Source organism: Caballeronia sp. GAFFF1 (assembly GCF_023630705.1).
In the GTDB taxonomy this organism is placed as follows: Bacteria; Pseudomonadota; Gammaproteobacteria; order Burkholderiales; family Burkholderiaceae; genus Caballeronia.
The window spans coordinates 1-24,112 of sequence record NZ_JALQEM010000032.1 but is presented as its reverse complement, the minus strand read 5'-3'; the positions used below and the strand labels follow the sequence as shown (position 1 = coordinate 24,112).

22 protein-coding genes and 1 rRNA gene are annotated in these 24,112 nt (G+C 63.1%); 19 read left to right on the top strand and 4 right to left on the bottom strand.

Annotated features, from left to right (window positions below):
• Positions 1–41 precede the first annotated feature (41 nt).
• From NCR37_RS18365 to NCR37_RS18350, 4 genes are all read left to right on the top strand, one after another.
• Positions 42–968 carry a LysR family transcriptional regulator gene (locus tag NCR37_RS18365; RefSeq protein WP_250474276.1) on the top strand — a complete coding sequence of 309 codons (927 nt, stop codon included), beginning with the start codon at positions 42–44 and terminating at the stop codon, positions 966–968.
• 51 nt (positions 969–1,019) lie between these two features.
• Positions 1,020–2,060 (top strand): FUSC family protein, encoded by a 1,041-nt coding sequence (locus NCR37_RS18360; RefSeq protein WP_250474275.1) that lies wholly within the window; start codon positions 1,020–1,022, stop codon positions 2,058–2,060.
• Positions 2,061–2,237: 177 nt separating this feature from the next.
• Positions 2,238–4,061, top strand: coding sequence for an alkaline phosphatase D family protein (locus tag NCR37_RS18355; RefSeq protein ID WP_250474274.1), 1,824 nt, complete (start codon positions 2,238–2,240; stop codon positions 4,059–4,061).
• Positions 4,062–4,238: 177 nt separating this feature from the next.
• The gene (locus NCR37_RS18350; RefSeq protein ID WP_250474273.1) at positions 4,239–4,481 is read left to right on the top strand and encodes a hypothetical protein; all 243 of its coding nucleotides are present in this window, start codon (positions 4,239–4,241) and stop codon (positions 4,479–4,481) included.
• Positions 4,482–4,508: 27 nt separating this feature from the next.
• On the opposite strand, the gene NCR37_RS18345 is transcribed toward NCR37_RS18350, so the two are convergent.
• The gene (locus NCR37_RS18345; protein WP_250474272.1) at positions 4,509–6,023 is read right to left on the bottom strand and encodes an MDR family MFS transporter; all 1,515 of its coding nucleotides are present in this window, start codon (positions 6,021–6,023) and stop codon (positions 4,509–4,511) included.
• 302 nt (positions 6,024–6,325) lie between these two features.
• Between NCR37_RS18345 and NCR37_RS18340 the strand changes: the two genes are divergently transcribed.
• The 7 genes from NCR37_RS18340 to NCR37_RS18310 all read left to right on the top strand — a co-directional run bounded on the left by NCR37_RS18340 (position 6,326) and on the right by NCR37_RS18310 (position 12,903).
• Complete coding sequence (locus tag NCR37_RS18340; protein WP_175940686.1) at positions 6,326–6,691, top strand: hypothetical protein; 366 nt, start codon at positions 6,326–6,328, stop codon at positions 6,689–6,691.
• A gap of 108 nt (positions 6,692–6,799) precedes the next feature.
• Positions 6,800–7,996: a DNA polymerase IV gene (dinB, locus tag NCR37_RS18335; RefSeq protein ID WP_250474271.1), complete on the top strand. Its 1,197-nt coding sequence runs from the start codon at positions 6,800–6,802 to the stop codon at positions 7,994–7,996.
• Between the two features lie 109 nt (positions 7,997–8,105).
• Entirely contained in the window at positions 8,106–9,002 is an 897-nt protein-coding gene (locus tag NCR37_RS18330) for a TauD/TfdA dioxygenase family protein (RefSeq protein ID WP_250474270.1), read from the top strand.
• A gap of 39 nt (positions 9,003–9,041) precedes the next feature.
• Positions 9,042–10,061 (top strand): ABC transporter substrate-binding protein, encoded by a 1,020-nt coding sequence (locus NCR37_RS18325; protein WP_250474269.1) that lies wholly within the window; start codon positions 9,042–9,044, stop codon positions 10,059–10,061.
• 112 nt (positions 10,062–10,173) lie between these two features.
• Positions 10,174–10,998, top strand: a complete 825-nt coding sequence (locus tag NCR37_RS18320; protein ID WP_250474268.1) for an ABC transporter ATP-binding protein — start codon at positions 10,174–10,176, stop codon at positions 10,996–10,998.
• A complete protein-coding gene (locus tag NCR37_RS18315; protein WP_250474267.1) occupies positions 10,995–11,885 on the top strand; it encodes an ABC transporter permease in 891 nt (296 codons plus the stop codon). The genes NCR37_RS18320 and NCR37_RS18315 overlap by 4 nt, the downstream gene beginning before the upstream one ends.
• A gap of 217 nt (positions 11,886–12,102) precedes the next feature.
• Positions 12,103–12,903: an exodeoxyribonuclease III gene (locus NCR37_RS18310; protein WP_250474266.1), complete on the top strand. Its 801-nt coding sequence runs from the start codon at positions 12,103–12,105 to the stop codon at positions 12,901–12,903.
• A 13-nt stretch (positions 12,904–12,916) separates the two neighbouring features.
• Here the strand turns inward: NCR37_RS18310 and NCR37_RS18305 are convergent, their stop codons facing one another.
• The 3 genes from NCR37_RS18305 to NCR37_RS18295 form a co-directional block, all read right to left on the bottom strand.
• Positions 12,917–13,519, bottom strand: a complete 603-nt coding sequence (locus NCR37_RS18305) for a phasin family protein (RefSeq protein WP_250474265.1) — start codon at positions 13,517–13,519, stop codon at positions 12,917–12,919.
• 142 nt (positions 13,520–13,661) lie between these two features.
• Positions 13,662–14,495: an alpha/beta hydrolase gene (locus NCR37_RS18300; RefSeq protein WP_250474264.1), complete on the bottom strand. Its 834-nt coding sequence runs from the start codon at positions 14,493–14,495 to the stop codon at positions 13,662–13,664.
• 25 nt (positions 14,496–14,520) lie between these two features.
• The gene (locus tag NCR37_RS18295; RefSeq protein ID WP_250474263.1) at positions 14,521–15,900 is read right to left on the bottom strand and encodes a nucleobase:cation symporter-2 family protein; all 1,380 of its coding nucleotides are present in this window, start codon (positions 15,898–15,900) and stop codon (positions 14,521–14,523) included.
• 395 nt (positions 15,901–16,295) lie between these two features.
• Here NCR37_RS18295 and NCR37_RS18290 point away from each other — a divergent pair, with 395 nt between their 5' ends.
• The 8 genes from NCR37_RS18290 to NCR37_RS18255 all read left to right on the top strand — a co-directional run.
• Positions 16,296–17,213, top strand: a complete 918-nt coding sequence (locus NCR37_RS18290) for an STAS domain-containing protein (RefSeq protein WP_250474262.1) — start codon at positions 16,296–16,298, stop codon at positions 17,211–17,213.
• Positions 17,214–17,267: 54 nt separating this feature from the next.
• Positions 17,268–17,627 (top strand): STAS domain-containing protein, encoded by a 360-nt coding sequence (locus NCR37_RS18285; RefSeq protein ID WP_250474261.1) that lies wholly within the window; start codon positions 17,268–17,270, stop codon positions 17,625–17,627.
• 22 nt (positions 17,628–17,649) lie between these two features.
• Positions 17,650–18,090, top strand: coding sequence for an anti-sigma regulatory factor (locus NCR37_RS18280; RefSeq protein ID WP_175942294.1), 441 nt, complete (start codon positions 17,650–17,652; stop codon positions 18,088–18,090).
• Positions 18,075–19,145, top strand: coding sequence for an ATP-binding SpoIIE family protein phosphatase (locus NCR37_RS18275; RefSeq protein ID WP_250474260.1), 1,071 nt, complete (start codon positions 18,075–18,077; stop codon positions 19,143–19,145). Before NCR37_RS18280 ends, NCR37_RS18275 begins: the two co-directional genes overlap by 16 nt.
• Positions 19,145–20,902: an ATP-binding response regulator gene (locus NCR37_RS18270; RefSeq protein WP_250474259.1), complete on the top strand. Its 1,758-nt coding sequence runs from the start codon at positions 19,145–19,147 to the stop codon at positions 20,900–20,902. Before NCR37_RS18275 ends, NCR37_RS18270 begins: the two co-directional genes overlap by 1 nt.
• The gene (locus NCR37_RS18265; RefSeq protein ID WP_250474258.1) at positions 20,899–22,812 is read left to right on the top strand and encodes a hybrid sensor histidine kinase/response regulator; all 1,914 of its coding nucleotides are present in this window, start codon (positions 20,899–20,901) and stop codon (positions 22,810–22,812) included. Before NCR37_RS18270 ends, NCR37_RS18265 begins: the two co-directional genes overlap by 4 nt.
• Before the next feature lie 456 nt (positions 22,813–23,268).
• The gene (locus NCR37_RS18260) at positions 23,269–23,613 is read left to right on the top strand and encodes a DUF4148 domain-containing protein (protein ID WP_250474257.1); all 345 of its coding nucleotides are present in this window, start codon (positions 23,269–23,271) and stop codon (positions 23,611–23,613) included.
• A 424-nt stretch (positions 23,614–24,037) separates the two neighbouring features.
• Positions 24,038–24,112 (top strand): 16S ribosomal RNA (locus NCR37_RS18255); the annotation flags it as partial.

The window sequence follows — 24,112 nt, the reverse complement described above, 5'->3', positions numbered from 1 at the left end:
ATAAATTGCGGGTCTGAGTAACAAGAAAATCGATCAATCACATGCTGCGAGAATTGAGGACTTTCATGGCGGTCGCCCGCCACGGCACCTTTGCGGGCGCAGGGGCGCATATCGGCTTGACGCAATCTGCGGTGAGCGCGCAAATGCAGCGGCTCGAAGCGCATCTCGGCTTTGCGCTTTTTGATCGCACCGGCCGCTCGGCGACGTTGAACGCCGCAGGGCGCCGCACGCTCGAACTCGCCGATGAACTCATCGCGCTCTATGCGCGTCTTGCCGAACCCGGCGGCGAGGAAGAGCGGGGCGGCACGCTTTCGGTAGGTGCGATCGCGTCGGCGCATGCTGCCTTGTTGCCCGATGCCATCGCTTCGTTCCGGCGCGACATGCCGGCATGGCGCATACGTCTCGTGCCGGGCGTGTCGCTCAACCTGCTCGCACAGGTAGACGCCGCCGAGGCCGACATGGCCGTCATCATTCGCCCGCCGTTTTCATTGCCTGCGGAACTGCGCTGGCGCACGCTTATCGCGGAGCCGTTCGTGTTGCTCGCGCCGGCCGCAAAGAAGCGCGTGACATGGCGTGAGTTGATAGAGAGCGAGCCGTTCATTCGATACGACCGGCGCTCGTTCGGCGGCCGGCAAGTGGACGTCTTCATGCGCAAGAAACGCATTGCCGTGCGCGAGGCCATCGAGGCGGATGAGCTGCATGGCATCGCGCAACTCGTCGCACGCGGCATGGGTGTCGCGTTACTGCCGAAGTCGGCGGGCATCGGTGCGTGGCCGCGAGGCACTGTAGCGCACGATCTAGGCGACGATACGTTTCATCGCGAGATCGGTCTCGTCGAGCGGGCGCGGCGCGCCGATCACGACGCAGCGGCGCAGCTTGCCGAATGTATCGCCGATGCAGCCGCGCGCGGCATAGGTTTAGATCGAGCTAAGGCGGTCGAACGACCCGCCCGGAAGAAGCGCAGCTAGAAATTCCATGCAGCTTGCACAAGGTGGATCGCGAGGAATGCCCGCTACCTGTTGGCAGTGACCGCGTGGTTCGAACGCGTGGACCCCGGCACGCACCGGCGCATCAAGGGCTTGCGGCTCGTGACGGCGTATGGACTTGCCGCGGCCGTCGGCGCCTTGCACGATGTGACGCGCGACGTGCCCGCAAGCGTGTCCGTCGGCTCGCTCGCCGCGACGTTCGCGCTGTGGGCGAGCGTGTCCGAGGCGCGCGCGACGCGGCGTGAATCGAGCCGGGACCTCGCGGTGCTGTGCCTCGCGGCCGCGTGCGGCGCGTTCACCTCTGCATTGCTTGGACCGTGGTTCGACGGGCTCGGACGCAGCGGTGCCGAGTTCATCCTCGTTTCCGGGGCCTTTTTCGCGGGCTATTTGAAGCGTTTCGGCGTAACGGGCGCTGGCATCGGATCGCAGCTCTATATCGGCCAGGTGGCCGCCTACGTGATGAAGCTCGCGCCGATGGATATGTGGGCAATCGTGGTCGCCCTGCTGATCGCCATGTTAGCGGCCATCGTGCCGCGTCTCTTGAGCGGACCTGCGGAACATCCTGTGGTGCCGCCTGCGCTCGCATCGCAGCCGTTCCATGGCAGACAGGCGGTGTCGCCCGCTTTCGCCATGGGTCTGCAAGCAGCGAGCGGCGCGCTCGTCGTCGCGCTGCTCAATGCGGCGTTCGCGCTCCCCGAATCGGCGTGGGCCATCACGGCATGCGTCTATGTCGTCGCGACGTCCGCGGTGGGAACGGCGGACCGTGTGCGAAGGCGTATCTATGGCACGCTGGTGGGCGTGCCCATCGGAATCATTTGCTTGCCGCTTGCGGAGCATGCGCCGCTTCTCGTCTGGGCGATAGCTGCCATCGCGATGATCGTCTACGCGATGGCGCTGCCGGAGCGCTACGACATCGCGTGCGGGGCCTTCGCCTTTGCGCTCGTCGTGACGCTGGCCGCGAGCGGCGTTCATTCCGTGCCGCTGCTCGCCGCGCGCGCCTGGGAGACGCTTCTCGGCGGCGCCATCGGATTGCTTTGCGCAAGACTCGTGTTTCCTCTGCGGACCGTTCCATAGCGCGTCGGTTTCGCTTCATGGAACGATCGTTCTATACCGGTCCGGTATTGACACCGACACCCGCTGTTTGTAGCGTGTAAGCCAACACATTGTCCGTAAGCCGCTATCCGGTCGGATTGAAAGTCGACACATCGAGCGCGCAGGGTCTGTCTGCCACGTTGTTTCCTGGAGGCTTTCATGGATCGTCGCCGCTTCATGTCGTTGTCCATGTTCTATACCGTTGCGGCGGCGTCCGGCACGCTCGCGGCCTGTCATCATTCGAGCGATGACGACAGCGGCAGCAGCGCGGGGGGCGGCACCACGCCACCGCCCTCGGGCGTGTATGCGTTCGCGCAAGGCGTCGCGAGCGGAGACCCGCGCGATACATCCGTCGTGTTCTGGACGCGCTGCGTCGCCAATGCCAGCAGCGCCTCGCAAACGGCGATCGCCCTGACGTTGCAGGTCTCCGCGCTTCCCGATTTCTCGCAACTCGCGGCGAGCGTGCCCATCAGCGCCATTCCCGACTACGACTTCACGGTGCGAGCCAAGGTCACGGGTCTCAGCGCGAAGACGACCTACTACTATCGCTTCATTGCCGGCAGTGACATCAGCGCGACCGGCACGACACGCACCGCGGCGGCGGCCACCGAATCGCTCGCCCAACTGCGCTTCGCGTGGTTTGTCTGCCAGAACTGGAGCGTGAATCACTGGCAGGCCCTCACGCTGCTCGCGGCGGAGACCGATCTCGATTTCGTCGTCCATCTGGGCGACTATATTTACGAAACCGTCGGTAGTCCGAACGAAACAAACGCTGCCGAGCCGGCGCACCCACAGATCACCTTGCCGGATGGCGTCGCGATGTCAGGCGGCGGCGTCTATGCGAACACGCTCGCCGATTACCGCACGCTCTATCGCACGTATCGCGGCGACGCGCGCTTGCAGACCGTTCATGCGCGCTTTCCTGTGATCGCCATCTGGGACGATCACGAGTTCTCGGACGATTGCTGGCAAGACCACCAGACGTACACGAACGCGAACGTGCAGCAAACAGCGCGACGCCGCAATGCGAATCAGGCGTGGGCGGAATACTTGCCGGTGGATTGGGGCGACGTGTCGTTCGACCTCAACAACGCCAGCTACGACAACATTCGCATTTACCGGGACTTTCACTTCGGCTCGCTGATTCACCTTTTTATGACCGACGAGCGGCTCTATCGCGACGATCATGTCGTCAGCGAAGCGGCTATCGCGCAGAGCCTGGGACATGATCCGGTGAACGGCAACGATCTCGTCGGTTCGCGATACGCGGTGCCGCAGCAGGTGCTTGCGCAGTTCGAGGCGGCGGACACGCAGCGTCTCGGGCGCGTTCCGTCCATGCTTGGGCCGCTGCAGACGCAATGGTGGAAGGACACGCTCAAAGCGTCGACCTCCATCTGGAAAGTATGGGGCAACGAGGTGATGATGAATCGCCTGTGGCTCGACCTGCGTTCGATCGCGCCTGCGCCCGACAACCTCGTGTTCGTGATGGATTGCGACGCATGGGACGGGTATCCATCGCACAAGGCCGATCTCACGTCGTTCGTGAAGGCGCAAGGCATTACGAACCTCGTCGCCATCACGGGCGATCTTCACGCGTTCCAGGCCGGCATCGTGCGCGATGTGCCCGATCCCGCGACAGGCACGCCTGTGCTCGTCGATCTCATGTCGGCGGGCGTCAGCAGCCGCCCCTTCTTTCAGGATGCGACGAACTATGTAGCCGGCATGCCGCTGGCATCGCTCATCACTTCTTCGTCGGCACTGGATGCGTTCATCAGGCAGAACAATCCGGACATGCTGTATGCGGACCACGACGCTATCGGCTATGCATCGGCGACAGTCACGCCCACGCAGTTCGTCGCGATCTACAACAAGGTGAAGGGGCTGAACGCGGACGGCACGGCGCCGCAGAACCCTTTGCAAAAGCGCACGCGTTTGACGATCAATGCGGGCGCCGTGGCAATCGCGGTGCAAGACAACGTCTGATCCGAGTGCGCGAAGCGCTTCATTCAGGGCGCTTCCGCCATTCGTATCCGCGCTTCTGGGGGGATTTCTTGGTCGAGTCACGCACGTAGACTGCGTGCACATTTCGGAAGGTCGCATGCTGGCAGGGCAGTGCATTGGCCGATGAAGTGGACATCTGAAACCCTCAGGAGTACGACCATGATCAGCAAAGTCACCGGCATTGTTCTCGTTGCGGCCTCGCTTGCCGCGCCATACGCGCTCGCAAGCGGCTATGGTCCTGCGCCGCACTACAAGCCCGACACCGGCGCGCCCACGTCGCAACAAGGCATGAACACGCAGACCATCGCCGCGGACGAATCCGCTGCGCCGGGAAGCGAGAGCGCAGATGCCAGCGTGTCCAAAGACAAGCAGGATAGCCCGCTCATTCAGGCGCAGGATTGAGGCTGCCTGCAACGCATCGACGCCGGATCAGGCGTCGATGCCGACGCCTTCCGGTGCGTCGTTCGCGCCGACCGTCTCCACCGTGGGACCTGCCCGACCGATGTCCACTGCGGGCATGAACAGCATGGAAATTACCGCGCCCAGCGCGATTACGAACATCGACGTGAAGGTCAGATGCAGCGCATGGTGCAGCGCGAAGCGAATCTCCGCGTTGCTCGCGAAGTTGCCGGGCACGGCAGATAGCAGGCGCTTCAATTGATCGGCGCTGACGGCCGGCACGCCGCTCGCATGAGCCAGTCCATAGTTCTGCACGGCGCCGAACACGGCCGCGCCGAGCGTGTTCCCGAGATTGCGGGCAAAGAGGTTCGATGCAGTGGCGCTCCCGCGCTCGGACAGCTTGACGATTTCCTGAATCAGGATCAGGCACGACACGCTCAGTATCCCCATGCCGAAGCCCATCACCGCGGAGCCGACGCCGGCCCACACCGGACTCGACTGCGGCGTCAGAAGCACGAACGGAACTGCGCCGAGCGGAATGAAGACGGTCCCGCCGATCAATAAGCGGCGCAGGCCGATGCGGCTGAAGGTACGTGAAGTGAAGGTGGCGCCGCTGGGCCAGCCGATCATCATCATCGTAAGCGTGAGGCCCGCTTCGACCGGCGAGCGATGCATGACGCCCTGCACGTACATCGGCAGGAAGGTGGTCAGGCCCATCAACGCCATGCCCGCGAGCAGCGTCGCGGCGTTGCCCGCCGCGATCGGGCGATGCGCCCATAAGCCGAACGAGATCATCGGATCGGCGGCGCGCTTTTCCTGCACGACGAAGAGCACGCTCGCCACGATGCATATCGCGACTTCCGCGCCGACGCGCGCACCGCTTGCGGTGCTGGCATCGGTGAGCGCCATCATCAGGGATGCGACGGCCGCCGTGAACAGGAACGCGCCGGCAAGGTCGATTGCAGGACGTTCGTGGCGCTTCTCCTCGTGCAGGAAGAGCACGAAAAGCAGCGCGGCGAGCGCGCCGATCGGCAGGTTAATCCAGAAGATCCAGCTCCACGAGAGATGCCGGATTAGCAAGCCGCCGACCATCGGCCCTAACACGGCGGAAACGGCCCATACGCTTGCGAGGTAGCCTTGCACCTTACCGCGTTCCCGTGCCGGATAGAGGTCGCCGACCACTGTCAGCGCAACCGGCAGAATGGCGCCCGCGCCGACGCCCTGTATCAGGCGAAAGACGATCATGGCGGGCATCGACCACGCAAAGCCCGCGAGTATCGACCCGACGAGAAAAATGGCGATGCCGGCGAGTATCGCGGGCTTGCGGCCGTAAAGATCCGCAAGCTTGCCGAACACGACGGTAAGTGCGGTCTGCGTCAGCAAGAACGACGAGAACACCCAGCTATACAGATTGAGGCCGCCGAGTTGCGTAGCGATCTGCGGCATGGCGGTCGAAACGATGGTGGCTTCGATCGCCACCATGGCCATCGAGGCCATCACTGCGGCGATGACGAGGGGACGGACGGTCTGCTTGTGTTGGGACATGCGGTCGGGAGTTGATGAAGAGGACGCGATTCGCGGCGAGCATGGCGGTTCGACTGGTCATGGTATCCCGGTGCGCCGCGCACTGCTTGCGCGGTCTTACTTACCGCTTTTGACATGCTCCCTCGTCGCGAGGCCGGGAATTCTTAGCCGCGATTCATGCGTTCGTCAGCACACGATCCCCTCCTTGCAAGGCACTGCCGCGGCGCACCATCCCGTGCTATCTTGTTTTATACGGAATTCATACGGAACGCAGCGTATTCGCTGACGTACCTCTCGTCGAAACGTCCTTCGTGAGCGCCGCCATGAACGATGTGCCTCGTACCCTGAGTGCCCGGGACCGCGTTGAGTTACTCTGCTGGCTGACATGCGGCAGTCTGGGCGCGTTCTATCTGAACGGAGACTGGCCGGCGGCGGCTTTTCACGTGCAGGCCGCGCACAAGTGGCTCGACAGGCATGAACGGCTCGCGGACTGGCTGACGGTCGCGAAGCTCGCCGCCATCGCGCGCGATCTGGCGGCGCGTCATTGCGCGATACTCGAGGCCGACTGGGCGCGCGATGCCGTCGAGGAAATTCTCGACAGCGAAGACCTTAACTACCAGTCGGATGTGGTCCGGCAGGTCTTCGACGACTGCCGCCGCGCACTTGCGGAGAAGCGCGCAGCAGAGTAGCCGCTGAAGCGTCACTGAAAGGCCGCTGGCGAAAATCACTGTATGAATGTACAGTAAGCCATTTTCGACTTCGGCCCGATGCGCTTCTGCGCTCGCCTTTCGCCGTCGATGGACGCCTCACTGCCTTCTTCGTTCGCCTCTCAGACGCCGCCGCGCCGTATCGCGCATCTCGACATGGATGCGTTTTTCGCGTCCGTCGAACTGCTGCGCTATCCGGAATTGCGCGGCGAGCCAGTGGTGGTCGGAGGCGGCCGAAATGCCGCGCCGGAGACGCTTGCGGACGGCACGCGCCGCTTCAAGCGATTGCGCGACTACGCGGGCCGCGGCGTCGTGACCACCTCCACGTACGAAGCGCGCAAGTTCGGCGTTTTCTCCGCAATGGGCATGATGAAAGCGGCGCAGCTCGCGCCCGACGCCATTCTTCTTCCAACGGATTTCGAGTCTTACCGGCATTATTCGCGGCTCTTCAAAGCGGCGATTGCCGGATTCACCACGCAAATCGAGAACCGTGGCATCGACGAGATTTACATCGACGTCACCGATATGCCCGGCGATTCCGCGGACATTGGTCAGCGCATGAAAGACGCGGTGCGCGAAGCGACCGGCCTCACGTGTTCCATCTGCATCGCGCCGAACAAGCTGCTCGCGAAGATCGGCTCGGAACTGGACAAGCCCGACGGTCTCACCATTCTTACGATGAACGACCTGCCCACGCGCATCTGGCCGCTGGCCGCGCGCAAGGTGAACGGCATCGGGCCGAAGGCGAATGACAAGCTCGCAGCGCTCGGCATCGTGACCGTGGGCGATATCGCGGCCGCCGACCTCGGCCTTCTGCAATCGCATTTCGGCCCGACTTATGCGGCGTGGCTCGCGCGCATCGCGCAAGGGCAAGACGAGCGGCCCGTCGTCGTCAGTTCCACGCCCAAGTCCATGAGCCGCGAGACCACGTTCGAGCGCGACCTTCATCCTAAACACGACCGCGCCACGCTCTCGGCGGAATTCACGGGGCTTTGCAAGCGCGTGGCGGACGATCTCACGCGCAAAGGTTACGTGGGGCGCACCGTCGGCATCAAGCTGCGTTTCGACGACTTTCGCACCGTGACGCGGGACTTGACGATTCCGGTCGCCACGGCCGACGCATCCGAGATTCGTCGCGCAGCGACCGAGTGCCTGAAGCGCATCGTGCTCGAAAAAAGGCTGCGACTGCTCGGAGTGCGCGTGAGCGCGCTAGAGTCCGCCGACGAAGCCGGCGGTTCCGTCGCGCCGGTACAGGTCGAATTGCCTTTCGACGCGATCGAAGACTGACGTTTCGCGGTCTTAGCATCGCGCCAGATAACCAAATCGCGCATCGTTCGTTGCCGCGCGTGCGTGCGGAGCGTAGATTATTCGTCTGTCCGCCGCTTTTCATTACACCGTGACCATTCTTTCGCCGACTCACGACGCTGCCGAGGCCGTCGAGCAACATATCGTCATTCGTCCCTTCGACGGCCCGCTGGGCGCAGAAGTCATTGGGCTCGACCTGTCGCTGCCTTTGTCCGATGCGGATTTCGCGCGCATTCATCGCGCTCACCTCGATCATCACGTGCTCGTGTTCCGTGAACAGCGCATCACGCCCGCGCAGCAGGTCGCGTTCAGCAAGCGGTTCGGGCCATTGCAGATTCACGTATTGCACCAGTTCGGACTGGCCGGTTATCCCGAAGTGCTCGTGGTGTCGAACATCATCGAGAACGGCAAGCCTATTGGACTCGGCGACGCCGGCCACTTCTGGCACTCGGATCTCTCGTACAAAGAGAAGCCCAGCCTCGGCTCGATGCTTCATGCGCAGGAACTCCCGTCGACAGGCGGCGACACGCTGTTCGCGAATCAGCATCGCGCGTGGGAGACGTTGCCCGCGCATCTGAAGAACGCGGTCGAGGGACGCTTCGCGGAGCACACGTATCTCGCGAAATATGCGGAGTTGCAAAAGCGCAGTCCGTGGCGTCCGAATCTGACACCCGAGCAGATCGCGCAGGTGAAGCCTGTCGTCCATCCCATCGTGCGCACGCATCCGGAGACAGGTCGTCAGGCGCTTTTCGTGAGCGAGCACTTCACCACGCGCATCGTCGACATGCCGGAAGATGAAAGCCGCGCATTGCTCGACGAAATCTTCGCGCACAGCGTACGGCCCGAATTCGTCTATCGGCATGTCTGGCGCGACCACGACATGGTGTTCTGGGACAACCGCTCGGTCATGCATTTGGCGGCGGGCACGCCGGACGATCAGCGCCGCAAGCTGTATCGGACCACCATTGAAGGCGATGCGCCTTTCTAAGCCGAAACACAAATAGGTCTACAAACACGGGGTCTTTCGATGCATTCTCGAAAAGGGAAGGGCGCGTTGCGCGCGTTTGTCTGCGCGTTGGCGCTTTCGCTCGGTGGCACTTGCAACGCCTTCGCAGAAGGCACACTGCGCATTGCGGAACAATATGGCGTGGTCTATTTGCTGCTGAACGTTGCGCGCGACCAGAAGTTCATCGAGCAGGAAGGCAAGAAGCAGGGCATCGATATCAAGGTGGATTGGGCGAAGCTCTCCGGCGGCGCGAGCATCAACGACGCGCTGCTATCCGGTTCCGTGGATATCGCAGCGGCAGGCGTCGGTCCGCTCCTGACCATCTGGGACCGCACGCACGGGCGCCAGAATGTGAAGGGCGTCGCTTCGCTCGGCAATCTGCCTTACTACCTCGTATCGAATGATCCGCGCGTGAAGACCATCGCCGACTTCACGGATAAAGACCGCATTGCGTTGCCGGCGGTGGGCGTGTCGGTGCAGTCGCGCATTCTGCAATATGCCGCCGCGAAGCAGTGGGGCGACAAAGAATATGATCGCCTCGACAAGCTGACGCAAGCGGTGCCGCATCCCGATGCAGCCGCCGCGATCATCGCGGGCGGCACGGAAATCGATGCGCATTTCGGCAATCCGCCGTTTCAGCAGCAGGAGTTGGCGGGCAATCCAAAGGCGCACATCGTTCTCAGTTCCTACGACGTGCTCGGCGGACCCAGTTCCGCAACGGTGCTTTATGCGACCGAGAAATTCCGCAACGCTAATCCGAAGACGTATCGCGCGTTCGTCGATGGTTTAGCCGATGCCGCGCGCTTCGTGACGCAGCATCCGAACGAAGCTGCGGACATCTATCTGCGCGTGAATCAGGCCAAGATCGACCGCGCCTTGCTCGTCAAGATCATCACGGACCCTTCAGTGCAGTTCAAGATCGCGCCACAAAACACCTTCGCGCTTGCGCAGTTCATGCATCGCGTGGGCGTCATCAAGAACGAACCGAAGTCGTGGCAAGACTACTTCTTCAGCGACCCCGCCACGCGCGACGGAAGTTAAGTCCTTCGCCCGCGCGCCTTATCCGCAATCGTGCATTGAATATGCGCATTCATTGGTTAGGCGCCGAAACGCGCGCCGGTATCTTGATGGTTTGCGTTTTTGCACTGCGATCATGGCTGCCAATCCTCATGTGCTGTATCCGGTCGAAAGCAACAAGGCCGTGTTATCGACCACCAAGCTGTTAAGCGCGCGCAATGTCTCGCTGGAATACCGCACGCCGGAGCGTCTCGTGCGCGCGACGCATGACGTGAGCTTCGATGTCTATGGCGCGGACCGCTTCGTGCTGCTGGGACCGTCGGGTTGCGGCAAGTCCACCTTGCTCAAGGCAGTGGCGGGATTCATTCAGCCGGTGGCGGGCAGCATCGAGATCGACGGCGAGCGCGTGCGCGGACCGGGCATGGACCGCATTGTCGTGTTTCAGGAGTTCGACCAGCTTCCGCCCTGGAAGACGGTGCTGCAAAACGTGGCCTTTCCGTTGCGCGTCGCGCGCAAGCTGGGCCGCGCAGAAGCGCGTGAACGGGCGCTTCACTATCTCGACAAGGTCGGCCTTGCCCATGTGGCCGACGCTTATCCGCATACGCTGTCCGGCGGAATGAAGCAGCGCGTCGCGATTGCGCGAGCGCTCGCCATGCAACCGCGCGTGCTTCTCATGGATGAGCCGTTCGCCGCGCTCGATGCGCTCACGCGCCGCCGCATGCAGGAAGAACTGCTACGGCTGTGGAGCGATGAGCGCTTCACGTTGCTGTTCGTGACGCATTCCATCGAGGAGGCGCTGATTGTCGGTAACCGGATTCTGCTGTTGACGCCGCACCCCGGCCGCGTGCGCGCGGAATTGAACAGTCATCAGTATTCGCAGGAGAGCGTGGGCCGAGGCGACTTCCAGCAGAGCGTCGCGCGTATCCATCGTCTGTTGTTCGAAGAGGAGATCGCGCAATGAGCACGCCGCAATTGATCGAACCGCCGGTGCGGCCCGAGTTTGAACGGCATCCGTCGACATTCTCGCCCGCAGCCGATGTGACGCGGCGCGACGCGAGCTTGCCACTTGCGACGCGTCTTTTCGACCGCGCGTGGCTGCGCAAGGTGCTGATCGCCCTCGTGCTCATGGCGTTATGGGAATGCGTCGCGCGCGTGGTGGATAACGACTTGCTCTTGCCGACCTTCAGCGCGACCTGCGTTGCCTTCGCGCAGGGCATGATCTCCGGCGAGTTGATCGCCAAGACCGCGATCTCGCTGTCCGTGCTGCTGCGCGGTTACCTGCTGGGCGCGGCGCTTGCATTTGCTTTGACATCGCTTGCGGTATCGACCCGCATCGGCCGTGACATTCTTTCGATGCTCACTGCCATGTTCAATCCCTTGCCCTCCATTGCGTTGCTGCCGCTCGCGTTGTTGTGGTTCGGGCTCGGCACGGGCAGTCTTCTTTTCGTGCTCGTGCACTCGGTGCTGTGGCCGCTCGCCCTTAATACGTATGCGGGATTCCAGGCTGTGCCGTCGACGCTGCGTATGACCGGCCGCAATTACGGGCTCACCGGCTTGCGGCATGTCGTGCTGATTCTCGTGCCCGCCGCGCTGCCTTCCATTCTCGCCGGCTTGCGAGTGGGTTGGGCGTTCGCGTGGCGCACCTTGATTGCAGCGGAGCTCGTGTTCGGCGCGAGTTCGGGCAGGGGCGGTTTGGGTTGGTACATCTTCCAGAACCGCAACGAACTCTATACGGACCGCGTGTTCGCAGGGCTGGCAGCGGTCATCGTGATCGGTCTGGCGGTCGAACATCTGGTGTTCGATACCATCGAACGCGTGACCGTGCGGCGCTGGGGCGTTCAGTCGTAGATTACGATGAGCTGAATGCGCGCCGGCGAACTTCGAACGCTCGGCATCAATAAGAACGAGCGAGTGCCCGAATCCGCCGAGCCGGCGCGTATGACGTATGACGCGCCTAGTCGACTGAATTTTCTTCCAATCCTCCAAGGTTTCCGTAGCGGCACGCATTGTGCGGGGCGTGTACGATCGACGGCGATATGACGCCATGACCGATGGAGACCGCTGGATGAAAATCGCGACCTTCAACATCAACGGCATACGCTCGCGTCTCGATGCCTTGCTCGCATGGCTCGAACGCGAAGCGCCGGATGTCGTCTGCTTGCAGGAACTCAAGGCGACCGACGCGCAGTTCCCCATTTCGGCCATACAGGCTGCCGGTTATGGCGCGGTTTGGCACGGACAGGCATCGTGGAACGGCGTGGCGATACTGGCGAGAGACGCCGAGCCGGTTCTCAGCCGTCGCGGCTTGCCCGGCAACGAAGACGACACGCACAGCCGTTATATCGAAGCGGCGGTGCATGGCATCCTGATCGGCTGTCTCTATCTTCCCAACGGCAACCCGCAGCCGGGCCCGAAATTCGATTACAAGCTCGCATGGATGGAGCGCTTCAACGCCCACGCGAAGACGCTTTTCGAAAGCGGACATCCGGTAATACTGGCGGGCGACTATAACGTCGTGCCGACCGACGAAGATATCTACAACACGCGCTCTTGGCTCAAGGATGCGTTGCTTCAGCCGGAAAGCCGCGCGGCTTTCGCGAAGCTGCTCGCGCAGGGCTGGACGGATGCGCTGCGCAAGAAGCATCCCGATGAGCGCATCTATACCTTCTGGGATTATTTCCGCCAGCACTGGCAGACGAACTCGGGGCTGCGCATCGATCACATCTTGCTCAGCAAGGATCTTGCGTCCCGGCTTCAGGATGCGGGCGTCGATACGTGGGTGCGCGGCGAGCCTCACGCGAGCGACCATGCGCCCACGTGGGTCGTGTTGAAGGAGCCGCGTGCGAAGAAGAAGGCGGCCGACTGAGACCGCCTTTGCATCAAGGCTGGCGACGCGACGACGAACGCGGCGGCTTGACCGGCGCGCTCTGCGCTTCTTCCGCGGGCAGAATCAGCTGCTTCGTTTCGTCGGCGGACTCGCTGGCCGCTTCGTTTGCGATCTCGCCGCTTGCATCGAGGATCACGCCGCTCGTGTTCGCCGCTGCTTCGCTCGTTGTTTCCGCGAGATTGGTCACGACGAGGCTCGTCGATTCCGTCGTCTCTTGAGCAGCTTGTGCGCCGCTATCGAACAGGCCTTTCAGCGTGATGCCGTTGCGCTCATACTGGCTGCGCACTTCGCCGAGAATGTCCGCTTCGGTCGACGTGATGATCGACAGCACATGTTGTCCATACGAAGCCGCCTTCTGCGGCAACTGCGCGAGCATCACCGATTGCCAGCTCAACACCTCGCCGGGGCTCGTATCGTCGCCAGTGCGCAGCAGTGAATGACTTTCCTCGATGACCGTGCGCACCGTCTGAACATTCAGTTCTGTCAGCGCATGCAAGCCGTTCGCGAAACGCTCGCTCGCGTTGAGGAACGCCTGAAGATTGGCGCGTGCGATCGACGGCATTTGATAAGCGATGAGACTGGGATACTGAAACATTGACCGCTCCTTTCCTTAAGCCGAATTATCAATCGGTAAATAACGAATGCGGGGCGGGACAGCCGCGCCTTATGAGTTGATTCTGACGGAGCCCATGCTAGGCGGTTCCCGTCCGAAGCCCGATTTTTTCAAGCACGACCGGTCACGTTGCGTCGGAGGTTTTTTGCCGTTCGCGCGCGCTCAGAGAAGCCAGAAACTGCATGACGTGGGCGCGCCCGCCGTTGTGCCATGCATCGAGATGGTCGGCATCCTCGATCATCGCCAGATGTTTGTCGCCCCGTGCCGCTTCGAAGAGACGCTGGAAGTGAACAGGCGGCACCACGTAGTCCCGCGTTCCGCCGTAGATGAAGACAGGCGCACGTATTGAAGCGATCTTCGAGAGATTGTCATAGCGGTCGCGTGCGAGCGCGCGCACCGGAAAGAACCGGAAGCGCGCGGCCGCCACATCCACGATGCTGGTAAAAGGCGCTTCCAGTATCAGCGCCGTCACGCTCGCTTCGCTCGCGAGCTGCACGGCTACGCCCGATCCCAGCGAATAGCCGTGCAGCACGATGAACGGCGAACGCGCGCGAGCGTAGGCGTAAGCGGCGCGCGCATCCGCATAAAGCCCGGCCTCGTGCGGCTTGCCGGGATTGCCGCCATAGCCGCGATATTCGGCCAGTAACACGCCGTAGCCGGCTTCGATCATCTCGAGCGCAATGTGCGCGCGTTGCGTCAGGTCTTCTCCGTTGCCGTGAAAAAGCAGCACGGTCGGCGCGCGTGCGTCGGGCGGCGCGCGATAACGCGCCTTCAGCGCGAGTCCGTCTTGCGTCTGCAGCGTGATGACTTCGGTGCTCTCTTCGAGCGTCGCATCGACGAAAGCCTGGATCTGTTCCAGCGGATACACGAGCCGCCCTTGCAGCCAATACAGCGCGGCGAGCGCGAAGAGATACGCCAAAGCAACGGCCGCAAGTAAAACGCGTAATGCTTCAATCATGAGTCGCTGCAATGCAAGTGGTTTGTCATTCGCGCGGGCGCATGCGGGCTTCTTCGCTTTGCCGCAGACTGAGCGGCATGTCAGCCGCAATGTCGCGCTGCACGGTGTCCGCAGATTGTCTGCGATTGAACAGCGCGTTCAAACAGATCGCGAAGAGGGCGGCAAGCGTAATGCCGCTATGCGTGAGCGGGCCGGCCCACGCGGGCATCTGAGCGAAGAAAGTCGGCGCCGCGAGGGGAATGACGCCGACGCCGAGACTGATGGCAATGATGAGCAGATTGTTCTTGTTTTCATAATCTACTTTGCTGAGTATCTTGACGCCGGTGGCCGCGACCATGCCGAACATGGCGATGCCCGCGCCGCCCAATACGACGACCGGTATCGACGCAATAAGATTGGAGAGCTTCGGCAATAGCCCGAGCAGCATCAGGATAACGCCCGACACTGCGACGACCCAGCGGCTTTTCACGCCGGTAATGCCGACGAGCCCGATGTTCTGCGAAAACGACGAATGCGGGAACGTATTGAACACGCCGCCGATGACCGTGCCGAGTCCGTCCGTGCGAAGGCCGCGCGTGGCATCGGCGCGCGTGACGGGGCGCATCGTGAGATCGCCGAGCGCGAGAAACATGCCGAGCGATTCGACCATGATGACGATCATCACGAGGCACAACGACGCAATCGCCGCGATGTCGAAGGTCGGCAAGCCGAACGCGAACGGCCGCACCGGCGCGAACCACGCGGCACGCCCCACGCCCGAGAAGTTCACGAGGCCCATCGGCAACGCGACGAGAAAGCCGATCGCCATGCCCAGCAGCACCGAGATGTTGGCGACGAAGCCCTTCAGATACTTGTTGATGAGCAGAATCGCTAGCAGCACGATGCTTGCGATCATCAGGTTCTTCGGTTCGCCGAAATGCGGCGCGCCATGTCCGCCGCCCGCCCAGTTGATCGCGACGGGAAATAGAGCCATGCCGATGGTGAGGATGATCGTGCCGGTCACGATAGGCGGGAAGAACCGCATCAGCCGCCCGAAGAACGGCGCGATGACGATGGCGAACACGCCCGCGGCGATGGTCGCGCCGAAGATGGCGGGCAGTCCCGCGCCCGACGAAGCCATTGCGACCATGGGCCCGACCGGCGCAAAACTGACGCCCATGATGACGGGCAGCCGGATGCCGAACTTCCAGATGCCGATGCACTGAATCAGCGTGACGATGCCGCATGCGAAGAGGTCCGAACTGATCAGAAACGCCACTTGATCCTTCGGCAGCTTGAGCGCCGCGCCGATGATGAGCGGCACGGCAATGGCGCCCGCGTACATGACGAGCACATGCTGTATGCCGACGGCGAGCATCTGTCCGAGGGGCAGCACTTCGTCGACGGGATGATGGGTTTGGGCCATGTGCGCTCCGGGCGGCAGGGTGAATCGCGTGGTGCGACCGAGTATTGCACCCGCTGACGCGCAAAAAAATATTCGCGTCGCTATAAGCGGCATCGCACATCCAGCGAAATGCTCAGGGACATATGACCGTCTTTTGTCCAGCCGCTAACGAACGCCCGGCACATTTTCCCGATCCCTAAATAACGCGCGAGCATTCTTCGCACGAATCGCGTTAAGTCTTGTAAATCAAGGCCGAGCGCACTGTCGATTTTCAAGATGACGTGCTACATTCCGAGCGCCTTTGCGTTGCGCGGGGACGGGCGCGGATTCGCGGCCGATGCTTTCAACGCAAATAACGGCGACATCCGGGGCTTTGGCGCCCAAAAAAAAATCATCATTCGCACAGGGATCTCGGCATGGAAATGGTCGGCGGAACGCGACTCGCCCAACTCTTTACTTCGAACCAGGCGGACTTGCTCGCCGAATGGATCACGCAGCAGCATGCCATCGCATCGCGGCGCGGACTGGTCGGGGAAGCGGAGTTGCGCAATCAGTTCGGACAGTTCGTCTCCTTGTTGCTGGCGGCGCTCGGGGCGTCGGATCGCGTCGATTTCAAGGCATCGCACTGGCAGGAAGTGCGCGCGTTTCTCGCGGATATGTCGGGGCAGCGCGCCCGTCAGGGCTTTTCGCCGGTCGAAACGGCAATGTTCGTCTTCTCGCTTAAGCAACCGCTCGTGGCGCGTCTGCGTCAGCAACTCGCAAGCGACCCGGTTGCGCTCGCGGATCTCACGTGGACTGTCAGCTCGCTGTTCGATGAACTCGGCCTCTACACCACCGAAGTGTTCCAGGCGAGCCGCGAGCAAGTAATCGTGCGCCAGCAGCAAGAACTGCTCGAACTGTCGACGCCGGTTGTGCAGCTGTGGGACGGCATACTCGCGCTGCCGCTCATCGGCACGCTGGACTCGGCGCGCACGCAAGTCGTGATGGAGAACCTGCTGCAAAAGATCGTGGAAACCGGCGCGGCCATCGCGATCATCGACATTACTGGCGTGCCGACCGTCGACACGCTCGTCGCGCAGCATCTGCTCAAGACGGTCGCAGCGGCGCGGCTCATGGGCGCGGACTGCATCATCAGCGGCATTCGTCCGCAGATCGCGCAGACCATCGTGCATCTGGGCGTGAACCTCTCGAACGTGACGACGAAAGCGTCGCTCGCGGCGGCGTTCATCGTCGCGCTGCAGCGCACCGGCAAGTCCGTGACGGCGGCGGGCGCGCAGGAAAACGCCATGCGCAACGGCGCGGGCGGCTTGCACGATTCGTCGCTGCCGGAATGACGGCGCGCGAGGTCGACAACCGCATGCAACGCGACTGAACAGGGCCCCCAAGCGATGGATCGCATTCCAATTCTCACGATGGGCAAGCTGCTGCTCGTCACCATTCAAGTGGACATGCACGACCGCCTCGCGCTCGCGCTGCAGGACGATCTGACGAGTCGCATCGTCAAAGACGGCGCGAACGGCGTGCTGATCGACATCTCGTCGCTCGACGTGGTGGATTCGTTTATCGGCAGGATGATCGGCAACACGGCGGCGATGGCGCGCGTGCTCGATGCGCAGACGGTCGTCGTCGGCATGCAGCCGTCGGTCGCGATCACGCTCGTGGAACTCGGGCTCACGCTCTCGGGCGTGCGCACGGCGCTCAATGTGGAAAAAGGCATGGCGCTGCTTACCGGGGGCGGCGCGGTCTGACGGCCGCCAAGCGAACCATTCCATGATCACCTTCGATTCCTCGGCAGCGCGCGCTGCCTCTTCACCGGCCGAGACGCTGCCGATCCGCTCGGACGAGCAGATCGTACGGCTGCGCCAGTTCGTGCGCGAGAAGGCGGTGGCGCAGGGTTTGTCCCTCATCGATCAGACCAAGTTCGTGACGGCGGCGAGCGAACTGGCACGCAACACGCTCATCTACGGTGGCGGCGGCGACGTGCATTGCACGATCGTCGAGCGCAATGGCCGCCGTGGCCTCAAACTCGAATTCGTCGACAACGGGCCCGGCATTCCCGATATCGCCCGCGCGCTCTCGGACGGCTACACGTCCGGCAGCGGGCTGGGGCTGGGTCTCGGCGGCGCCAAACGCCTGTGCGACGAGTTCGATATCCGCTCTGCGCCGGGTGAAGGTACGCACGTCTCGATCACGAAATGGAAACCGTTCTGAAGGAATCGATGGCCGCGCAACAGCGCCACGAGATCGCGGAGGCAAGCCAGATTGCCTTCGCGCGACGCTCGATCGGCGAACTGGCGCGCGGGCTCGGTTTCAACGAGACAGTCGCGGGCGAGCTCGCGATTGTCGTCACCGAATGCGGTACGAATCTTCTCAAGCACGCAGGCCACGGCGAACTGCTCGTGCGTCCGCTGCTGGACGCAGGCGAGCGTTACGGCATCGAGATCCTGTCGGTCGATAGCGGCCCCGGCATCCACGATCTTTACCGCTGCTTCGAGGACGGTTACACGACAGCCGGCAGCCCCGGCAACGGCATGGGCGCGATCCGGCGTCTCTCCGGCGAGCTCGATATCTGGAGCATGCCGCAACAGGGCACGGTCATGCGCGTCGTCTGCTGGAACCGCGCGGCCGCGCCTGCCGCCGAGTCCACCGGTGCAGCGCGCGTCACCTACGGCGTGGTGAACCTGCCGCTTCCGAGCGAGACGGTTAGCGGCGACGCGTGGTCCTGTAGCGTGGGCGAGAACGGCTTCACGGTGCTCGTCGCGGACGGCCTCGGTCACGGGCCGCTCGCGAACGTCGCGGCGGTCGAAGCGGCGCGCGTGCTCGGCTGCCACGGCGAGGCGCCGCTCGAACGCATCATGGAGATCGCGAACGATGCGTTGCGCCCGACGCGCGGAGCGGCGGTCGGCATCGCGCGCATGCCGGTGCTGGCGAGCGCCGCGTCGGCGAGCGGCGCGAAGGTCGCGTTCACCGGCATCGGCAATATCGCGGCGAGCGTGTGGACGGAGGATTCGCACCGGCATCTGGTGTCGCACAGTGGCATCGTCGGGCACGGGGCGCGACGCGTGCAGCAATTCGACGTGCCGTATTCGCCGAACGCGCTCGTCGTGCTGCATTCGGATGGAATCGGTTCGCGCTGGGATCTCGCGCGCTATCCGGGCCTGAGCGCACGGCATCCGGCGCTCGTCGCGGCGGTGCTGTACCGCGATTTTTCGCGTGGCCGCGACGACGTCACCGTGTTCGTCGCCCGCGCGGCCGGGAGCGCGTGATGACGCTTCCGCTCTACTCGATGCAGATCGACGGCGAGCACGACATTGTCGCGGCTCGCCGCAAGGCGCGCGACGCGAGCGCCGCGCTCGGCTTTTCCGCGCAGGACCAGACGCGCATTTCGACCTCGGTGCTCGAAGCGGCGCGCACGGTGCTCACCGCCGGCGCGCGGGCGCGGGCGGATTTCGTCGTCGACGACGCGACGTATCCGCCGCGCTTCGTCGTGCGCTTTCTGGCGTGCGTGGGCGCGGGCGAGCGGCTTCGCGCCATGAAGAACGACGATTCGCAAGCCGCGCTCGGCCTGCTCGCCGCGCAGCGTTTGATGGACCAGTGCGCGATCGCCGACGAAGCCGGCGGCGGCACGGCCATTTCGCTCGCGAAGACGCTGCCCGATAACACGCCTGTCGATGCCGGCGCGGTGCAGGCCATATCCGCCACGCTCTCGCAGCAGGACAGCGAAGACTCGACTGCGGAACTCGCGCGTCAGAACCGCGAGCTGATCGGCGCGCTCGCCGACTTGCGGGAGCGCCAGGAAGAACTGACGCGCCTCACGCGCGAGCTCGAAGACACGAATCGCGGCGTCGTCGCGCTGTACGCCGAGCTCGACGCGCGCGCGGATCATCTGCGGCGCGCGGATGAGTCGAAGTCGCGCTTCCTGTCGAACATGAGCCACGAATTCCGCACGCCGCTTTCGTCGATTCGCGCGCTGTCCAAGCTGCTGCTCGAACGTATCGACGGCGAGTTGACGGAAGAGCAGGAAAAGCAGGTGCGCTTCATTCGCAAAGCGGCGGAAGATCTCTCCGAAACGGTCGACGATCTGCTCGACCTCGCGAAGATCGAAGCCGGGAAGATCGAAGTGCGCGCCACGGAATTCGAAGTCGATACGCTCTTTTCCGCGCTGCGCGGCATGCTGCGCCCGCTCACGCCAGGCGGCGCGGTGGAACTCATCTTCGAATCGTGCGAGGGGCTTCCGCCCATTCACACCGACGAAGCCAAGGTCGCGCAAGTGCTGCGCAACTTCGTGTCGAACGCGCTGAAGTTCACCGAGCGCGGCGAAGTGCGCGTGTCGGCAAGCTATGACGAAGTGCGGCGCCTCATCACCTTCGCGGTGAAGGACACGGGCATCGGCATCGCGCCCGAGCATCAGCACGTCGTCTTCGAAGAATTCGGACAGGTCGAGAACCGGCTTCAGCAATACGTGAAGGGCACGGGACTGGGCCTGCCGCTGTGCAGGAAGCTCTGCAAGCTTCTCGGCGGCGATGTTTCCCTCGAGAGCGAGCTCGGACGCGGCTCCACCTTCATTGCGACGATACCGGCCGAATACGGCGCACCGGAAAGCGGCCAAGCCGCGATTGGCGACGCGCGTCCGATGGTGCTCGTCGTCGCCAGCAACCCGATCGAGCGGCTGGATTGCGAAGCCGCGCTCAAGGCTTCGCCGTATCGCACGGTAAGCGCCGCGACGCTCGACGAAGCGAGCCGCGCGCTCGCGCGCACGCCGCCGGCCGCGCTGCTGCTCGCGGTGCGGCCCGCGGCGTCCGAAGCGTGGATCTGGCTCGCCGCATTGCGCGCGCAGGCGGCGACGCGCAATGTACCGGTCGTCGTGCTCGGCGAGGCCGAGGACCGCAACGAGGCGGAAGCGCTCGGCGCGGCGGCATTCATCCAGAAGCCGATCTCCGGCGGAGAACTGGCCGGCGTGCTGGACATGGTGTCGAAGGCGATGGAGGGCTTGCGTCGCGGGGAAGAAGGGCTGGCGACATGAAAAGCGACTGGACGGAGGTGCTGATCCTCAACGTCGACGACAACGACGGCGCGCGCTACGCGAAGACGCGCATTCTGTCGCGTGCCGGATTCAACGTGATCGAGGCGGGAACCGGCACTGCCGCGCTGGAGCGCGTGCGCGCGGAATCGCCGGATCTCGTGCTGCTCGACGTGAAGCTGCCCGATATCAACGGCCTCGAAGTGTGTCGGCAGATCAAGGCATCGGCGGAAACGGCGGGAACGCTCGTGCTGCAAACGTCGGCGGCGGCGGTGCATAGCATGGATCGCATTCGCGGTCTGGAAGGCGGCGCGGACAGCTATCTGACCGAACCGGTCGAGCCTGCCGAACTGATCGCGCACGTGCGCGCGCTGCTGCGCGTGCGGCTCGCGGAAAATGCGTTGCGCGAGAGCGAGGAGCGGTTTCGCCAGCTTGCGGATAACATCGACGACGTCTTCTGGATGCTCGATCCCGCCGCGAATCGCCTGCTTTATGTGAGCCCCGCCTACGCGCGGCTGTGGAATTCCGGCGATGGAGCGCCGACTCCTGAGCCCGGCCCGGATCACTGGTCGGGCGAGATTCATCCGCTGGATCGTGAGCATGTCGCGGCGGCGTACCGCCAGTTGCTCGCGAGCGGCGCGCCGTATCAGGTCGAATATCGCATTCCGCGCGCGCATGGCGAACCGCGCTGGGTGTCCGAGCGTGCGTCGCTCGTGCGCGATGCGCAGGGGCGACCGGCGCGTATTGCGGGCATCGTCAACGACATCTCGGAGCGCAAGGCCGCAGAGATGCTGTTACGCGATGCTGACCGCCGCAAAGACGAGTTCCTCGCGATGCTCGCGCACGAGCTGCGCAATCCGCTCGCGCCGATTCGCAATGCCGTGGACCTGCTCGACCCCGAACGCGCGCCCTCGGCGCAGAATTTCTCGACGGTGCGCTCGATCATCGACCGGCAGGTGCGGCATCTGAGCCGTCTCGTCGACGATCTGCTCGACGTCGCGCGCATCACGCAGGGCAAGATCACGCTGCGGCGTGAAGTGGTGGATATCGCGGCGGCGGTGGAAGCGGCCGTCGAAACGGCGCAGCCCGCGCTCGACAGGAAGCGCCACCGGCTCACGACCAAGCTTTCGGACGCGCCGCTCTTCATCATTGGCGACAGCGTGCGGATTGCGCAGGTGTTCGGCAATCTGCTGTCGAACGCGTCGAAATACAGCGTCGAGGAAGGCGAGGTCGCCATTGAGACCGAGCAGGTCGGCGACGAAGTGCGCATCACCGTGCGCGACAAGGGCATCGGCATTGCGGCGGACATGCTGCCGCATATCTTCGATCTGTTCGTGCAGTCGGAGACATCGCTCGAACGCTCGGAAGGCGGGCTCGGCATCGGCTTGCCGCTGGCAAAGACGCTCGTCGAATTGCAGGGCGGGCGTATCGACGCTCATTCCGCCGGGCCGCATCAGGGCAGCGAGTTCGTCGTATGGCTGCCGCTCGCGAAGGGGGCGGAAATCGCGCCGCGTGCTGTGGAGCGCGAGCCGGCGAGCGTGAGCGGCGGCATGCGCGTGCTGCTCGTCGATGACAGCGTGGATGCCGCAACGGCGATGTCCTTGTTGCTGGAAGCCGATGGCTTCGATGTGCGTACCGCGCACGACGCGATCACGGCGCTCGCCATAAGCGATAGCTTCGCGCCGCAGATCATCCTCCTCGATATCGGACTGCCGGGAATGGACGGTTACACGCTCGCGGCGGAGATGCGTTCGCGTCCCACGACGCAGGATGCGCTGATGCTAGCGGTAACGGGCTATGGGCAGGCGAACGATCGGCAGCGATCGAGGGAAGCAGGCTTCGATCATCATCTGGTGAAGCCGGTGGCGTTCGCGGAGATTCGGAAGGCCGTGCAGGGTCGGTTTGGCGAGTGACGGGCCTTCGCGATGACTTTTTGCGTGTCGGCTTGGGAACGGCGCGTTTTCAGCATCAGCGGGCGCGGGTGATGTAACGCGCGTTGCGCCGGTAGTGTCGGAGTGTCTCGCATGTAGATACGCCTAAGCTTAAAATAGTAAGTACATCTACATATCGAGCCTCAACGCTGCGGGTGATACGTTGACGCCCTCGATCGTTCGTGACGATGACAGTCCGCCCCGTGATGCATACACGCTGCTGTGCCGCGCGTTTCTCGTTGCAAGCGGAAGACATGTTGGGCGCTAGCCAACAGGTTGGCGAACGCAGATCGCATGCGAGTCCTTCTCGCCATGGAATAGATCGGCATGTGCGGCGGTTAACCATTCGAAGCCTCAATGCTTGGAACCCGGGCCGAGCGAGGTTAGCGGATCGCATGCGATCTACTTCAACGCTACTCGTCGGAGTTTGCACTCACCATGAATACCATCGCTAAAGTTGTCTTGTCGGTCGCCGCTGTCGTCGCGCCGACGTTTGCATTCGCGCAGGATCAGACTGGCCCGGTGACTCGTGCGCAGGTCAAGGCTGAACTTGTGCAGCTGGAACGGGCGGGATTCTCGCCAGCCAAGGGAGAGAACGCGACTTACCCCGCGGACATCCAGGCGGCGGAAGCCAAGGTCGCCGCGCGGAATGCGCAAGAGGCCTACGGCGGCATGCCGTCGGCTGCGGGCGCGTCGGGGTCGATGCGGCACGGCGGCTCGTCGGCTGCTGCGGCGGATTGCGTCGGTCCGGCGGGCTTCTGCACGCCGTTCTTCGGGAACTGAGCGCGCGAAGCATATCGAGGCTCTGCGCGCCAGGCGGATATCGTGATGCGAATGCACGCACTGGCGCGCGTTTTTTCTGGCGTTTTTTAGTGCCTCATCGTCGCCAGAAAATAATTTGGAAAAAGGGGTTGACCTACGTGTCTTGCGCCAGTCATAATTCGCCTCCCGTTGAATGACGGCGCGCAAGAAAGCAAGCAAATAAGCAAAGCGATTCTTGTGCAATTGCTCTTTAAAAACTAACAGCCGATAAGTGTGGGCGCTTGATGGTGAGTGCGGCTGGTTCTTAGGAACTGGTCAAGCAAAAGTATCAAGAGTCTCACACGAAGTATCAGAGGAAGGTTTATCTGTCTTAGGATGGATTAATCATCGTCAGTACGTTGAGTGAGCGACCTATTCGGAAGAATAGAAAACAGTAACAGGCATTGAACTGAAGAGTTTGATCCTGGCTCAGATTGAACGCTGGCGGCATGCCTTACACATGCAAGTCGGACGGCAGCGC